At 65.1% G+C, this 16,297-nt stretch carries 11 protein-coding genes and 1 pseudogene; 5 read left to right on the top strand and 7 right to left on the bottom strand.

What is annotated here, in order from left to right; all coding sequences use genetic code 11:
- Positions 1-604: 604 nt before the first annotated feature.
- Positions 605-2,266: a helix-turn-helix domain-containing protein gene (locus RL72_RS08975; RefSeq protein ID WP_045250486.1), complete on the bottom strand. Its 1,662-nt coding sequence runs from the start codon at positions 2,264-2,266 to the stop codon at positions 605-607.
- A gap of 122 nt (positions 2,267-2,388) precedes the next feature.
- Between RL72_RS08975 and RL72_RS08970 the strand changes: the two genes are divergently transcribed.
- From RL72_RS08970 to RL72_RS08950, 5 genes are read left to right on the top strand one after another with little or no spacing between them, the layout of a single operon-like run.
- Positions 2,389-3,495: an alcohol dehydrogenase catalytic domain-containing protein gene (locus tag RL72_RS08970; RefSeq protein ID WP_045250485.1), complete on the top strand. Its 1,107-nt coding sequence runs from the start codon at positions 2,389-2,391 to the stop codon at positions 3,493-3,495.
- On the top strand, positions 3,492-4,304 hold the full coding sequence (locus tag RL72_RS08965; protein ID WP_052674291.1) for an alpha/beta hydrolase: 813 nt from the start codon (positions 3,492-3,494) through the stop codon (positions 4,302-4,304). The genes RL72_RS08970 and RL72_RS08965 overlap by 4 nt, the downstream gene beginning before the upstream one ends.
- Before the next feature lie 35 nt (positions 4,305-4,339).
- The gene (locus RL72_RS08960; protein ID WP_045250484.1) at positions 4,340-5,188 is read left to right on the top strand and encodes an alpha/beta fold hydrolase; all 849 of its coding nucleotides are present in this window, start codon (positions 4,340-4,342) and stop codon (positions 5,186-5,188) included.
- 3 nt (positions 5,189-5,191) lie between these two features.
- Positions 5,192-6,442 carry an esterase/lipase family protein gene (locus RL72_RS08955; protein WP_052674290.1) on the top strand — a complete coding sequence of 417 codons (1,251 nt, stop codon included), beginning with the start codon at positions 5,192-5,194 and terminating at the stop codon, positions 6,440-6,442.
- Positions 6,443-6,446: 4 nt separating this feature from the next.
- Positions 6,447-7,835, top strand: coding sequence for an MFS transporter (locus RL72_RS08950; protein ID WP_045250483.1), 1,389 nt, complete (start codon positions 6,447-6,449; stop codon positions 7,833-7,835).
- Positions 7,836-8,025: 190 nt separating this feature from the next.
- Here RL72_RS08950 and istB read toward each other — a convergent pair.
- From istB to RL72_RS08925, 6 genes and pseudogenes are all read right to left on the bottom strand, one after another.
- Positions 8,026-8,834 (bottom strand): annotated as a pseudogene (gene istB / locus RL72_RS08945) (IS21-like element helper ATPase IstB).
- Positions 8,831-10,483: an IS21 family transposase gene (gene istA / locus RL72_RS08940; protein WP_045250482.1), complete on the bottom strand. Its 1,653-nt coding sequence runs from the start codon at positions 10,481-10,483 to the stop codon at positions 8,831-8,833. The pseudogene istB and the gene istA overlap by 4 nt, the downstream one beginning before the upstream one ends.
- 48 nt (positions 10,484-10,531) lie before the next feature.
- Complete coding sequence (locus RL72_RS19820; protein WP_156156753.1) at positions 10,532-11,191, bottom strand: sortase family protein; 660 nt, start codon at positions 11,189-11,191, stop codon at positions 10,532-10,534.
- Positions 11,192-11,235: 44 nt separating this feature from the next.
- A complete protein-coding gene (locus RL72_RS08935) occupies positions 11,236-12,108 on the bottom strand; it encodes a class C sortase (RefSeq protein ID WP_045250481.1) in 873 nt (290 codons plus the stop codon).
- Positions 12,109-12,295: 187 nt separating this feature from the next.
- Complete coding sequence (locus RL72_RS08930; RefSeq protein WP_045250480.1) at positions 12,296-13,813, bottom strand: SpaH/EbpB family LPXTG-anchored major pilin; 1,518 nt, start codon at positions 13,811-13,813, stop codon at positions 12,296-12,298.
- 70 nt (positions 13,814-13,883) lie between these two features.
- The gene (locus RL72_RS08925) at positions 13,884-16,256 is read right to left on the bottom strand and encodes a DUF7933 domain-containing protein (protein ID WP_156156752.1); all 2,373 of its coding nucleotides are present in this window, start codon (positions 16,254-16,256) and stop codon (positions 13,884-13,886) included.
- Positions 16,257-16,297 lie beyond the last annotated feature (41 nt).

Below are 16,297 nucleotides of genomic sequence, written 5' to 3'. Positions count from 1 at the left end.
CGCCTTGACGGAGCGAAGAGTCGGTGTGGGAGAGTTTCTCAGCGGTCCCCTCGAGGACGGTGTCTGTGGCAGTCATTGGTGTGGGCCAGAGGAACGCTAGCCGCCGGTCACGGAGCCAAGAACGCGGGCTACGGAGGTGACGCCGTCTCGCGGCATCGTGAATCGCTCGATTCAGTGACGAGGATCCATCAAAATGTGCGTGGCCCTCGGCCGCCTGTGACGGCATTGCAACGTGTCGGCCTGGCTGCAGGGTCTGGCTTATGGGAGGACGAGTTGAGCAGTGATGATGATGTTGTCGACCGATTCGGTATGGCTATGTCAAGTTCATCTGGCCCTGGTGCGTCGCTCCGATGTGGCTCAAGGCAGAGCTGGCGGGGGGCTGAGTCCCATGACTGCTCGGAGTGGTCGTGGTCGGTCAGTTGACGCAGGAGATGGCGCCGGATCCTCGACACCATTAGGGTGCTCGGACCGAGAGATTGGCATGCTGCGGAGTTGAAACTCGCGCTATGGCGGTAGTGGGAGGTGCTTGGCGCTGCTCGGTGTCAGGTCGTGGGCCATGCGTCGATGAACGAGCACGGGATACGGACAGATGCGGAGGGATCTGTCAGGTCGTGTTGGTGGGGATGTCGCGTGAGAGTTGCCAGAGCCGGAGCGCGACGTGGACGTCGAGGCGGTGTGCTCCCTCTCGCCATGAGGGGCCGAGTTCGGAGTCGATCCGTTCCAGTCGTTGCCGGATGGTGTTCGGGTGTAGGTGCAGGGTTCTGGCGGCTTCGTTGATAGCGCCGTGTGCATCCAGGTAGGCCAGCGCGGTCTGCAGCAGTGCGTCGCCGCGCGGGCTGTCGTTCAGGGGGCTGAGGTGTGCGGCGACGAAGCGCTTCGCTGTTTCGGGGTCGCCGGTCCGAAGCATCAAGCCGGCGATGCCGGCTTCTGCGGTTCCTGCGAGCGAGCCCGGTCGGCCGAGGGCGCGCATCGATGCAGCGATGCCGGCGGCTTGGTCGTATGCGGCGGGTGCGAGAGCAAGGGTTGCTGCGACGGCGACACCCCCGAAGCAGGAGGCGTCTGCGATCAGTGGTGTGAGGCGTTCGCGCAGTTCGTCCTCGGTATCTCGGGAGACGACGACGATGCGGCCGAGGTGGGCTGCGACGATCGTATGGCTTCGCCTTGCCAGCGATCGAACGTGCCTGACGAGGCGGCGGCGGCCGGGCTCGTCGGCTTGCGCGGGGAGGAGTACGGCGATGCACATCGCGCCGGTGGAGCCGAGCGCGCGGTGGATCATCGCGGACGAGGAGGCTGGGCGCTCGGGGTCGTTCGAGGCGAGAAGGGCCCCGACGAGCTCGTTCTCGTGGAAGTGGCGCACATCGTCGAGCGACCGGTCGTGGACGAGGGCGATGCTCGCGTATCGGGCGAGTAGATCGGCGAGCTTCTGGGCTTCGAGCTGGCTGGCTTGAACGTGAATCACCACGGTCCCGGGTCGTGCGGGTCCAATCAGAGGTGCGCTCGCGCTTGCCTGCGGGGTGTGCGGGTCATCGGTGGTTGGGGTGGCGGCTGCCAGGATGTAGCCATGTCCGTCGCGGACCTCGACGCCTCCGCTGATGATCGTCGTCGCCGCTTGCAGGAGGTCCTCGAGGCCACGTTGCTCTACGAGCTCACTCGACAGCAGGAGGTCAAGCTGCTCGCGAGCATTCTCGGCCTGCACGAGCTGGTCGCGTTCGGTTGCCGCACGCTGGGCGAGCTCGTGCGCCTCCCGTTCTGAATGCTTGGCTGCCACCAGCTCAACGGCCGCGGCAGCCAGGCTTGCCAGGCGCTCGAGGCTCTCGCGCTGATCGACCGTGAAGGTCCCCGGTCTGCGGTTTGCGGTCATGAGCGCGCCGAGGACTTTGCCCGACACCCTCAGTGGGGCGCCGAGGATTGCGCGAACGCCCTCGACCTGGACCACCCGATCGATGTCTGGCAGATGCGTCTTCCCTTCGTCAGGCAGGTAGTCCGGCGTCTCTGCGATCACACCGCCCGCCGCAAGGCCAAGCACCCCCGTGCCGAGCGGCATTCGGATCGCCGCGTACGCGTCGGTGCGTACGCCGTCTGTGGTGCGGATGTATGTCTCGCCGAGGTCGGCGTCGTTCAGGCTGATGTACGCGATATCGGTCCCGACTTGTTGGCGGACGCGTCGCACGATCGACGCCAACAGCAGGTCCGGTGAACCCAGCGTCGCAATGTCGCGAGCGATCTCGGTGAGGGTGACGGCCAGGTCTCGCACGGTAGTTCCCATGCCGACATTCTCGTCGAAGTGGAGTCTTGTCACATAAGCACCGGAAGATTGTGGTTTGAGCGCACATCAACATTGAGGGGTGTGTTCGCCAGACTCGTGTGGACGCAAGGAGGCGAAAAGCAATGCGGATACGAGGAGCAGTGCTCACCACTTCATCGAGCACCGCGCCCTATCGGGAATCGCGGCCGATTCAGATCGAAGAGCTCGAGCTCGACGATCCTGGCCCCGGTGAACTGTTGGTGCGAATCGAGGCGGCAGGCCTCTGCCATTCCGACCTTTCCGTCGTGGACGGCAACCGGCTGCGGCCGCTTCCGATGCTTCTCGGACACGAGGCCGCGGGCACCGTGATCGATGTGGGCGAGGGCACCGACTTCCGCCTCATTGGGCGCAGAGTGGTGATGGCCTTCCTTCCCCGATGCGGCGAATGTTCCGCATGCGCGACCGACGGGCGGCTGCCGTGCGAGCAGGGTTCCGCAGCGAACAACGCGGGCGAGCTGCTGTCGGGCGCGAAGCGGATCTCGCATGACGGTGAACGCGTTGCACACCATCTCGGTGTGTCTGCGTTCGCCACGTATGCCGTCGTCGATCACCGATCGGTGGTGCCGGTCGGCGACGACGTGCCAAGCGACATTGCCGCATTGCTTGGATGCGCGGTGTTGACCGGAGGTGGTGCCGTGCTCAACGCCGTCCGGCCGCGGCCCGGGCAGACCATCGCGATCGTTGGTCTCGGTGGCGTCGGGATGGCCGCGCTGCTCGTGGCGCGAAGCCTTCCCGGGATCCGGGTGATCGGAGTTGATCCGCTGCAGGCGAAGCGTGCGAAGGCGCTCGAGCTGGGTGCCGACGCAGTCTTCGACCCGGCAGAAGCCGTCGGCGCGGTCGAAGCAGAGGGTGTCATCGAGGCGGCAGGGTCGGGGAAGGCTTTCGAGACCGCGGTTTCGATCACCGCAGTCGGCGGCCGGACAGTCTCGGTCGGACTCCCGTCGAAGGGTGTTCGTGCCCAGATCTCGCCCCTCGGCCTCGTCGCTGGGGCCCGTGAGATCGTCGGCAGCTATCTCGGATCGGCGGTCCCGTCGAGAGATATCCCGAAGTTCGAACGCCTCTGGCGTGAGGGCCGGCTGCCGCTGCACGAACTCATCACCGCGCGGATCGGCCTTGAGGACGTGAACGCGGCCATGGATGAGCTCGCCGAGGGTCGGGCGATCCGTCAGCTGATCGAGTTCCCCGAATGAGTGCGCTCACGGACGAATGGGTCCGCACCACCGACGGCGCTGACCTGCATCTGGAGATCGTCGAGGGCAGGCGCCCGGTGTTGCTGCTGAACGGCCTCGGCTACGCATCGTGGGCGGCAGCTCCGCTCCGCGCTGCGCTGGCCCCGGATGTCAGCGTGTGCGCGTTGGACAACCGCGGCACCGGCCGATCGACCCGGGGAAACACGCCCGCCACGCCCATAGAGATGCTCGCGGAGGATGCGGCGCTGGCGATCGAACGCTTGGGCGGACCGGTGCCGGTGATTGGCTACTCCATGGGCGGCTACATCGCTCAGACCCTCGCGCTCAGCCGACCCGACCTCGTCGAACGACTGGTACTGATCGGCACCAGTGCCGGGGGAAGCCGAGCAACCCCGGTACCCGAGACAACTCGGGCGGCCTGGCTCGAGACCGAGGACGAAACACCGGCGCAGTATGCGCGGAAGACAATGCCACTCTCATTCCGCGAGGGATGGCCGGACGCACACCCCGAAGCCTACGAAGCGCTCCTTGCCGCGCGCCTCGATAACCCGACGGACCGACGGGTCTGGCAGGCACAGTATCAGGCGTGCGAACGCTTCCTCGCGGTCGGTGTGCCCACCGAGCTGATCTCAGTACCCGTCCTCATCATCCATGGCACCAACGACCGGGTTCTCCCCGTCGAGAACGGGCGGGCCATCGCCAATGCTCTACCCCAGCGCCGGTACATAGAAGTACCGGCGGGAGGTCACCTCCTCCACCTTGAAGACCCTGACGTCATCGCTCGCGAGATCGTCCACCTTCTCTCCTGACCTGACCCCACCCAACCCACCACAAAGGAGTGAACATGCCCACCATCGAAGTCGACCCCGGAATCCAGCTCGCATATCAGGACCGAGGGACCGGTCGCCCCATCGTATTCGTTCACGGCTGGGCCGGCAGCGGCGACTGCTGGGACTACCAAGTGCTCGATCTGGCCTCGCACTACCGCTGCATCACAGTCGACCTCCGAGGCCACGGCGCTTCAGACAAACCGTGGGGGGTGTACGACTACGACCTCTTCGTGCGCGACCTGCACACCCTCATCCTCGGCCTCGATCTTCACGACGTCACCCTCGTGGGTTGGTCCATGGGGGGACACATCGGTCTGAAGTACGCGCACGAACACCCCGAGCGCATCGGACGCCTCGTCATCACCGGCAGCGGCCCCCGCTTCTGGCAGGCACCGAACGCACCGTTCGGAACCCCCGCCGATGACGTGAGCGGACTCATCGAAGCCGTGCGAGTCGCGCGCACCGAGACCATCGCCGGCCTCTACGCCAACAACTTCCATCGCACCGATCTGAAGGCCACTGAAGAGCTCTTCGTCCAGACCGGCTGGAAAGTCCCCGCCTTCGTCGGACTCACGAGCTTCCAGGCACTGGTCGATACCGACATGCGGGAACAGTTGCCCACCCTCCGCGTCCCCGTGGCCATCTTCACCGGACGCCACGACCTCATCTGGGACCCGCAGTGGTCCGAGGAAGCGCGACGGCTACTTCCGAACGCAACCCTCACCTACTTCGAGAACAGCGGGCATGTGGCGTTCATCGAGAACCGCGAAGAATGGAACGTCGCGCTCGTCGATGTCATCGAAGGCAAGGTGCCCGAAGCTTCGCTCGGCACTGACGAGCAAGCGGTCAAGGAAGCGGTCTGAGCCATGAGAACACGCTCCCGCCTGGCCGCCGTCGCCGCGGCGCTCGCCTTCGTCACCGCGTCACTCACAGCTGCGAACGTCGCCAATGCGACCGGGCCCGTCGCACTCGAAGCCACCTTCACCTCTTCCAGCTCCGGGTGGGCGAAGGTCGAGCGATGGCACGACTCGAACGCCGGGTTCATTGCCGCGCAGTATCCGTCCGACGGTCGGATCGACCAGACTGGCGAACGGAAGACGTTCTTCGGCTCTGCTCGCCCGGACGCGGGCCGCTTCCTGGTCTCCTACGCTCCGGGTTGGTCGACGAACCCGAAGACCGTTCCGGTCCTCCTCGTACCGGGTGCGTACGAGACCGCGGACTATGCGTGGGCCGCTCCGAACACCAGCCCCGTCGGCTGCGGGGCGACTTCCTGCCCCACCACGGGATTGATGCAGTCGCTCTCGTCTGCTGGGTATCGCGTGTTCGGGATCACGTTCCCGCACGTGGTCGGCAACAACTACAACCACGCGGAACAGATCGGCGACGCGATCAGCATCATCAAGGCAGCGACCGGAGCTCCGAAGGTCGACGTCATTGCCTGGAGCATGGGCACGCTCTCCAGCCGCATGTACGCGTCAAGCGTGAAGCAAAGCTGGGGCACCGCCTACGCGGGCGACATCCGCAAGCTCATCCTCATGGGCGGCCCGAACAACGGCTGGGACTACACCTTCCGACACGGAACCTGGCCGGCGATCTCCACCTACCCAGAGTGCGGCGGGTCCGTAATCGGCGGAACCGCAGCGATCTGGCAGAACTGCTACGGAGTCCTCTATTCGCACCCAGAACTCACGGCCTACGTCACCTCAGCCGGCGACTTCTTCCCCGGCATCCGGCAGATGCTCAAGCGGTGGGACTCCACCTACCCGCTCAACCCATCCAACCCCGACGGCTACACCACCTACAACGGCGGCACCGGGTTCTACGGACAGAGCTACGGCATCGACTATGCCATCTCGCAGGGGTCCCTGATCTCTCCTATGCGAGCCTCCGCCGTTCCTGCCGGCATCTCCACTTACCTTCTGTGCGGAAACAACGCCAACATCCCGAACTGGAACAACGAAGCAGACGGTCCGAGCGACGGCACGATCCTTCTCGCCAGCTGCCAGGACACTGGCGCCATCGCCAACCTCGCCGGCACCGCAACGCTGAACCTCAACCACATCCGCCTCACCTGGGACACCGCCGCCGTATCCCAGGTCACGACCTGGCTCGGATAGATCAATGAACAAGACCACGTTCCGCAACACCCCGGACCAGAATCATGCCGCTGAGCGGCAGTCGAGCCTGCGCCGTGTCGTCACGGCATCGATGGCGGGCACCGTCGTCGAATGGTACGAATTCTTCCTCTACGCCACCGCCGCCACGCTGGTGTTCAACAAGATCATGTTCCCGCCATCGGACGACCCGTACGCGCCGATCATCGCGGCGTTCGTCACGTACGCGGTCGGGTTCATCGCCCGCCCGCTGGGCGGCATCGTCTTCGGCCACTTCGGCGACAAGTACGGACGCAAGAAGCTGCTGCAACTCGCGATCATCCTCGTCGGAGTTGCGACGTTCCTGATGGGATGCCTGCCGACATTCGACATGGTCGGCTATCTGGCGCCCGTACTTCTCGTGACGCTGCGTTTCGTGCAGGGCTTCGCTGTCGGCGGTGAGTGGGGCGGCGCGGTGCTGCTTGTCGCGGAACACTCGCCGGACAAGACGCGCGGCTTCTGGGCGTCGTGGCCGCAGGCTGCCGTACCGATCGGGAACCTCGTCGCGACGGTCGTGCTGCTCGTTCTCAGTCGCACGCTCACCGAGGACCAGTTCCTCGCCTGGGGCTGGCGCGTCGGCTTCTGGCTGTCGGTCGTGATCGTCGCGATCGGCTACTACGTGCGCACCCGGGTGACCGACGCGCCGATCTTCCTCGAGATGCAGAAGGAGGTCGAGCAGTCCAAGGCGGTGCGCTTCGGTGTGCTGGAGGTGATCAAGCGCTACCCGCGCGGCGTGCTCACGGCGATGGGGCTCCGGTTCGCGGAGAACATCATGTACTACCTCGTCGTGACGTTCTCGATCACCTACCTCGCCGTCGCGCTCCAGGTCGACACGGCCGAGATCCTCGGGCTGCTCGTCATCGCGCACATCGTGCACATGATCGTCATCCCACTCATCGGTGCGCTCACCGACAGGATCGGTCGCAAGCCGGTCTACCTGATCGGTACGATCGGCGCAGCCGCCTGGGGATTCATCGCCTTCCCGATGTTCGACACCCGCCACCCTGCGATCATCGTCGCGGCGATCAGTCTGGGCCTGTTCATCCACGCGTTCATGTACGCGCCGCAGCCGGCGATCATGTCCGAGATGTTCCCCACGCGCATGCGGTACTCGGGGGTGTCGCTGGGCTACCAGGTGACCTCGATCGTCGCCGGCTCGCTCGCGCCGATCATCGCGACGGCGCTCCTGGCGAACACCGGCTCGTACATTCCGGTCGCCGTCTACCTCGCGATCGCCGCGGGGATCACCCTCATCGCGGTCATCTCAATGCGGGAGACGAAGGGGTCGTCGCTGCACGACCTCGACCGCCTCGATGAGGAGAAACTCGCCGCCGAGAAGGCACCGGCCAGCGCCTGACAAGCACAGCAACGGCAAGACCACCACGCCCCCTACGCGGCGTGGTGGTCTTGCCGTTGCTACGGACCCGAGCAGGGACGGGCAGTCCGTTCCCGGCGGCCGACGTGCTCGGTCATCTCCGCCACGAGTGCGCGGCCGTGATCACCGGCCCCGGTCGCAGCTTCGCCGTTCCGCCCCTCGAGCGGGATCCTTATCCAGCGATGTCGTGTCGGGTGTGGTTGAGGCGGTAGGAGTCGGTGCCGGTTTCGATGATGGTGCCGTGGAAGGTGAGCCGGTCGACGATCGCGGCACACAGACGCGGGTCGGTGAAGGTTTTCGTCCATCCGCTGAAGGCTTCGTTGGTCGCGATCGCGACGGAGGCTTTCTCCTCCCTCTCGGTGAGGACCTGGAAGAGCAACTCGGCACCGCGCCGGTCGAGTTCCATGTACCCGAGCTCATCGATGAGCAGCAGGTCGACGCGCCCGTAGCGGGCGATCGTGCGGTTCAGTTGCATCTCGTCGGCGGCTTCGACTAGCTCGTTGACGAGCCGGGTCGCGAGCGTGTATCTGACCCGGTAGCCCTTCTCCGCCGCGGCGGTGCCGAGCCCGATGAGCAGGTGGGACTTGCCGGTGCCGGAGTCGCCGACCAGGCAGAGGGGCTCTCCACGCCTTATCCAGTCGCCCTGGGCGAGGGTGTGGATGGTGGCGGGGTTGATGTTCGGGTTCGCGTCGTAGTCGAAATCGGCCAGCCACTTCTGCCGCGGGAAGGCGGCGTTCTGCACGCGGCGGGTGATGGAGCGGCGGTCCCGGTCGTCGACCTCGGCGAGGAGCAGCTCGGCGAGGTAGCCGAGGTAGGACAGTTGCTCCCGTTTCGCGGTCTGCGTGGCCTCCTCCATCACCGCCCGGATGGTCGGCAACGCAGGCGCCGGCAGGCAGAATCGACCGCAGCCGCCGCGGCTTCCTCCGTCAGCCCGCGCCGGTGGCGGAGGGTACTCGTGACGTTTGTGATGGTCGGGCTCATGCGCCGGAGACTCCTTCACTTATGGGTGCGGTGGCAGCGTGTTTCGCAGCTCGTCGGGTCAGCAGGGCGTCGTAGCCCGCGACCGACGGGGCGGGCCGGGTGTCTGGCGGGAGGCCGGCAATGACCGCGGCCGGGTCGGTGAGCCGACGCTGGGTGAGTGACACCACCTTCGGCAACGTCTCCACCTCGACGACAGCGATGTCGGTGTTCTCGGCCCCGGCCGCCAGTCGTGCTTCGACGGCGACGACGTCGGCGGTGACCGCCCCGACCGTGAGTGCGGCGTGGATGCCGGCGAGAACCGCATAGTCAGGCAGCGTCCGGTGCAGCAGGAGCACGTCGATGAGCTCCCTCGTGCCGGCGGCGTCGCCGTTGACTTTCCGGGACTCGGCCCAGAACGCATCATGCAGGCCGGTGAATGCCCCAGAGGCGCGGGCGTAGGCGAGCGCCGTGGACCCGCCGAGCGCACCGGGCTTGTGTTGGAGGACCTCGAGGTAGTGGTCCAGGAGCACGGCCTGCCCGTATCGTTCGATGACCCGCTCATGACGGGCGACAACCTGTCGACCGTCGAAGACGACGAGCTCGGAGGCGCGCAGGGAGACGCGGAGTTTGCGGCCGATAAATCGGACCGGGACGGAGTACTTCGCCTGCCGGACCGTGACCAGGGCGGAGCGGTCCACCCGCGGGTAGAGCTCAAGGCCCGGATCGAACCGGTCCCGCGGCAACGCCGCGAGATGTTCTCGGTCGGTCTGGAAATCGTGCGCGACGGTCGTGATCTTTCGCCCGATTCGCCGGTTCTCGTCCCGCTGATCCCAGTTGCGGATCCGCTCGTTCAGCTCTGCGAGCGAGTCGACGACGGGCATGGGCGAGAGCCAGGTGCGGCGGAACCGGCCGACTTCGCCTTCGATGCCACCCTTCTCGTGCGCCCCGTTGATGCCGGGTTCACAGTAGAACGCGTCGAACCCGTAATGCGAGCGGAACAGCGCCCACCGGGTGGTCTCCACCCGCGCCCGCCCGGCGAGGACCTGCGTCACAGCCGGTGAGAGGTTGTCGTATTTGATCTGCAAGGTCGGGACACCACCAAACTCTTCGAACGCGTCGATGTGGCCTTCCAGGAACGCTTCCAACGCCTGCGTCGGATAGACGCGGTGCACGGCGCGCCCGGAGTGGGAGAGCCGGAACGCGAACATGAAGCACTTCGTCCTCACCCCGGCGAGGATCACCCACAGTTCCCCGAAATCAACCTCGGCCTCCGCGCCCGGCGCGTGCGCCTGCGGAACCATCGCCTTCGACATGGCGGTGATGCCGAGGATCTCCGGGCGCCGCCACCGCACGTAATCCCGAACCGTGGGGTAACCGACGTCAGCGTCATGCTCGTCCAGGAGCCGGTGCCAGATCCGCGTCGCGGTCTGCCGCTGCTTCCGTGGCGCGTCGATGTCCTGCCGCAGCATCCCATCGATCAGCTCGCGCACCGCGTCCAGCTTCGGGGCGGCACGGGTCGGCGTCTTTCGCGGCGGCGGCTCCGCAGACGCGAGGGCCTGCCGGATCGTGCGCCGGTGCACCCGGAACCGCTTCGCCAGCGCGTTGATCGACAACCCCTCAACCCGCGCAGCACGGCGAATCTCGGCGAACTCTTCCACCCTCGACCTCACAGGCCCTCCCCGCTCGACGAACGAGGCCACCCTCAGCCCTGGGCCAAATCAGACCGACAACGACACCCCGTGCACCGCCGAGTTGGGCCAGATCAGAGCGACACGCCTGGGCCACCCCAGACTGACAGAGCCATCGGTACCCGCGGTGACCTGCATGCAGGTCATCAATACGAGCCGCCCAGGTGTGTTTTCCCAGATGTCCGAAGCCGCTCGGACGTCTGGCTTGTGGAGCGTCTTCGAAGCGACAACTCGGTAGTGAAGACCTCCGACAAAGACATCTGCACCTTTCTCAAGTGATGTCGTGCCCGCCTCGTCATCGATCAAGTAGTTGCCTGGACAGATGGCGCCCCCTCGGCACGAGTGCATGACGACGAACACTGTCCCATCGTGCGCGTGCGTGAGATTGGCGCCGTAGTTGCGCACGAAGTAGGCCGAGGCAAACCCTGGCGGATTGATGACACCATCGACCGCATTGATTGCGCCAATGGGCACAGTCAGACCTCTGGAGGGGACGGTGAGGGTCATCCCTTGCAGTGCGGAAACTGCGTCAAGCTCATTATCTACCGAGGATGGGAGCGGCGAGCGTACCACGGGATTGCCACGCATGTCTTTTGGATACTGCTGTTCTGCGAGATACGTGGTGATTGTCCAGGTGCCGGCCGCGGCTGCTACACCGGCCAGGAAGATGGCGGTGACGACCCTAATCACACCGGTCCGATTCTGACGAGGACGGCGGCTATGGCGCGTAGATGTCATAACGACGCTGCCGATGTCGCCGGATGAACGTCGCCCCGGGGAGAGCGATGGCGGCGCTTCACGGGGCGTCCGAACCACCACACGTACGTTCCCGCCGCAAGGAGCGCCGCCCCCATCCCAATTGCCCAGCCCGGGAAGCTGGGGCTGCCCGGTGGGGCTTTTGCGGCGGTTTGATCGGTGACTGATGTGGGCACAACCCTCTCGCCCGTAACGAGGATGCGCTGGCTGTTGATGCCGATGGGGGTGCAGGTGACCAGGGTTACCAGGTCTTTACCTGGCACGGGATCCAAGGCTTTTGTCTGTTCAGGGTCGACGATTTTGATGTCGACGATCTTGTAGGTGAGGGTCTCCCCGAACACATCGAGGATGATCTTTTCCCCGAGGGCGACCTTGTCGAGGTCGTTGAACAGGGTGGCCGATGCGAGACCGCGATGGCCAGCAAGGACGGCGTGCGTGCCGAGTCCGCCGATCGGCAGGGAGGTTCCCTCGAGGTGTCCGATCGAGTTGAGTAGTGTGGCGTCGCTGGTGCCGTGGTTGATGGGGAGGTCTACGTTGATCGAGGGGATGAGGATTCTCCCCATAAGGCCATAAGGATTGGCAGCGAGGAGCTGGTTGTAATCGAAACCGGTGGGGATCTGCGCTCCCGTGTCGACGGGGATGCGTTGATTGGCTTTCACTTCCGCACCGCTCTGAAGTGCTCGGTTATAGGCGTCGGCCAGTTCGAGTGCTTCTTGGCGAGCGGCCGGTCCGATCGCTTTGACGTCGTTGCCGTATCGGGCGACTTGCTCGGCTTCTTGTATGGCGCTGAACCATGAGGCGGTAGACGGGTAGAGGGCCACCCCAACGCCGAGGAGGCTGATGAGGGCCACGGCGAGTGCGAGGCCGGAGAGACGCCATCGCGCTCGAGGCTTGGCGCGCCTCGACCGCGATGGAAGAGTATCGGGCATCGTGTTCGTTTCTGGAGGGACCGGGTGATGGGAGGCTGGGATTCACTCCCAGCCTCCCATCACCCGGGGTCGGAGGCACTCGGCATCCGGAGAGCTACCGAGTGGGCGTTTACGAGTTGGTGTTCTCCGTAGCGGCGGCAAGTCCTTCGCTCTCCGCCCGACGCCGACGCACCAGCAGGACTGCCACGGCGATCGCGGCGGCAGCAAGGGTGATGCCTCCGCCAAGGAAGATCGCGGTGCCGGTGGAACCGGTAAGCGGAAGCGAGATCGGCGGCGCCTGGGGGTCGGTCACGGTGATCGCTGCGTTGCCGCTGCTGCCCGGGGCGACAGCGACGGAGTATCCGCCGGCGCTCTGCTGGAAGGCGGGAGCAATCGTGTACCCGATCGGCGCCTTCGTCTCGACGATGTAGTAGGTCAGGTTCGCGCCGGCGCCGTTGGTCTGCGACTTCAGGCCGTTGATCGCCACGTTGCCTGAAGGGTCAGAGGTGAAGGTCGTCGAACCGTTCACGGATACCGGGTTGGTCAGGTTCTGTGCGTCGGTCTTCGAGACGAACACCTGGAACTGTGCACCGGTAAGGGCGTTGCCGTTCGGGTCTACCTTGTGCAGGAGCAGGTTGCCCCACGTGGTCTGGACGGTGTTGGTCGGCGTGGTGATCGAACCGCCGGTCTGACCCTGGATGGTCTGGTTGGCGGTGTTCTGGATGGTGCCCGTTCCAACCGAGTTCACGACGGTCGGGATTCCTACAGTGATGACCGCGGAGGGGTTCGCCGTAAGGAAGGTGAGGCCTGCGGCGGTGAAGTTCACCGTCACGGTCTGACCGCTCACGGTGACCGTGTAGTCCGCAGCGGGAATCGTGATCGCCGTCCCTGTCGGGGACTTCATGGTCACGGTGACCGCGGACGCGGCCGGTGGCGTCAGCCTGGAGTCGAGCGTGTCCGAGATCGAGTAGGTGGTGAAGGTGTTGCCGGCGGCCTGGTTGGGCACGGTCGACGTGATCGACCAGTTCACCGTGGATCCGACTCCGTACGCGCCGGTGTCATCGATGGCCTTGGTGGGCGCGTTCTGCTGGGTGTTCTTCGGGTACACGTACACGTTCGTCAGCCAGTTGTTGCTCTGCGGCAGCGGCAGGGTGACGAGGAACGGCGGGGCGATCTCGGTGCCGGCGGGGGCGCTGACCTCGGTGACCTCGTAGACGGCGGGCGTCGAGGTGGTGTAGTTGGTGACGCCGCTGCTGTTGGTGGCCGGGAGCGTAGTGGCGGTTCCCGTCGTGTAGGTGGTGGCGCCATTGACGACCTGCCCGGAGCTGTTCACGGTGAGCCCGGACGCGGTGGTCCAGCCGGCCTGCGTGGTCAGGTCGACACCGTTCACGGGGGCGATGCTGTAGACGACTCCGGGGATGGGGGTCAGGCTGCTGACGTTCTGCTGAGTGCCGTTGGCGGCCGTGCCGCCGGCGATCGGGTTCTGCAGCTTGGTGATGGTCAGAGTGTACGGACCGGACGGTACGTTGCCACCGGTCGTGTCAGCTTGTGCAGGCGCGGCGATTGCGGCGACGCCCACGAGGGCGAGCGCAACGGCACCCGCTGCGGCAGCGAACCGCCGCAGTCGGAGTCGATGAGAGGTGTTCATGAGTGTTCCTTGTCTGTTCGTGGGTTGTAGTGAGAGTTTTCGGGTGATATCGGAGACGTGGGTCGGCGGGTCAGGGGGCCACGTGTCGTTGCCCCTCCTCCAGGCGTGGTCGGCGGCGGAGCTGCCAGATGATCAGTGCGGCGGCGAGTCCCAGCAGCGCGGTCGCGCCGTAGGCGATGGCATCTGTCCCTAAGCCGCCGGTCAGGGGCAAGACGATGGGGGGTGCCTGTTGGTTCACGACGTCGGCGAGCACCGTGGTCTGCGTTGCCGCGGATACGGTGACGTTGATTGGCGTGGGGTTCAACACGTAGCCGCTGGGAGCTTTGGTTTCAACAAGCTGGTAGGTCCCAGGAACGAGCCCCTTCACGAGGAACTGTCCACCGGCCGGGTCGGTGTCCGCCACCGTGCAGGGAGTCGAGACACAGTCCGTGATGGTGATAGCAGTCCCCGTGGGCTGTCCTGCCCCGTTCACGGGGGTCAGAGTCCACGTAGCCGCGGTGAGTCCATTCTTCGCGACGGTGGCATCGATCTTCCGCCATTGCAGACTGGCGCCGATCGGGTTGGTGACGGTTTTGCCCATGAACGCGTTCCGGAGTTGACCGAAGGCTCCAGCGTTGACGGTGACGGTGTAGGAGACGCGGATCGTCGTGTTTGCTGGGACGATTCCCGTCCAGGTCAGCTTCTTCGTCGTCGCGTCATACGTCGCGGCTCCGGTACCGGCGGGGGTGATGGTGATCGAGCTCGTGTTCAGGGACGCCATGGAGACAACGTTGGTGAGGTCATCGAACGCGGCGATCGTCGCTGACGGAACCGACCCTGAATTCACGATGGAGAGCGTGTAAGTAAGGGTGTCCCCGGGATTCACGAGCGTCCCCGCGCCCTTATCGACGTCCTTGCTATAGGAGAGGATCGGCAGGGCACTGTTGGTGATGGTGCAGGCGATGTTAACGCCGGCGATCGGGGTGATCGTTGGGGGTGCGGCGGGGTTGTAGACAGCACCATTAGGCAACCCGGTCTGTAGCCCAGCAATGTCAGTGCAGCTAATGGTGGCGGAGTAGTTACCCAACACCGTGGTCCCGGAAGAGGCCTCGGTAAGGCTGTATGCGGTACCAGTTGTTGCCACGTACGTACCGGTTGTCCCTGTTCCCGCGGTGACTGTAGATCCGGCCCCCGTGGTGGTCGAGTTCGCAGTGCTATTCACGACGGTCCCGGACGCTCCACCCGTGCGGATCGCCATCGTGAACTGGTCGGTGGCCGCTACGCGCGGCGTGGCAAGCGCCTTGTTCAAGGTGATGCGCGGTGCGCGCACCGTGAGTGTGGCGTTAGCGGGCGGGTTCAGGTTCGAGGTGATGTTGCCGGGCCCGTTGATATAGGTGCCCTCGGCGGCGGCAGTCACATCGAACGTAAGAGTGCACGAGGCCTGATTGAGGGCCAGGTCTCCGCCCGTGGCGGAGAAGACGTTGCTGCCTGCCACGGCTGTCCGGACGAACGCGTTACCCGCCGCCTGTGCGCAGGTGCCACCCGCTGCCGGGTTCGGGGCAATCACAAGACCTGCCGGAAGCGCATCGGTGATGCTCCAGTCCGTTTTCGCCATCAGGTCACTGGTGTTCGTGACTGTCAGCGTCACCGTGGAGGTCTGGCCAGGAGCGATCAGGGCTGGGCTGAACGCCTTGTCCAACTGTGGAGTCACGTCGACGATCTGCGGAAGGTCGAATGCCACATCGTTGCCGCTGCCTGTCGCCGTCGCGTTGTAGATCGACAGGCCCAACGAGGCGTTCGATCCGCTGGGGATCTGGATCGCGGCGGACTGCAGCTTCTTCACCTGTACGCCCCAGTTCGTAAGGTCTGTACAGGGCGTTAGACCGCTCGAAAGTGGCGTGATCGCTCCATTGATGATGATGCTGAGCGTCTCGCGAGGAATGGAATTTCCACCTTGAGCGGGGCAGTTTGCAGCCGCGAAATAGCCGGAGATGGCGTAATAATGGCCGGGCACTGCAGGTATACCACCTGCGCTAGCTGTCTTAAGCTCCGTTCCCGCCGCGATGGCGCCCGAGGGAGCGTTGGTCGACTCAGACAATGCCTGGTTTGCAACTGCTTGGGAAGACGTCTGACCCTGCGCGAGGCCGAGCTGTATCGCCATGTCCTGAAGCGACGCCCATGCCGTCGACTGATTGTTGTAGCATCCGAGGTCGGTCATCGGAGTTGGCGTGGTTGAACGGAGAATCCAGCCGTTGCATTGGCCTGCCGCTGGCGTGTACTGCCAATCTGCGGTGTAGGACATGTTGCCGGCTGCGGCCCCACCGGTGTACCCGATGACATTGATGGCGCCCGATGCGGCAGTGTGGTTCGAGAAGTCTTCCGTGTATACGGGCGTACCAGGCTGCGTTGTTCCCGGCGTACCCGCGACAGTCGCGTTCGCGTCTTGCGCGCGTTGGATGGTCATGGAAGACAGCACCAGCAAGGCGGCTACGCAAAGAGTGAGCA

Source organism: Microbacterium azadirachtae, assembly GCF_000956545.1.
Lineage (GTDB): Bacteria > Actinomycetota > Actinomycetes > Actinomycetales > Microbacteriaceae > Microbacterium > Microbacterium azadirachtae.
This window is presented reverse-complemented; position numbering and strand designations above follow the sequence as displayed.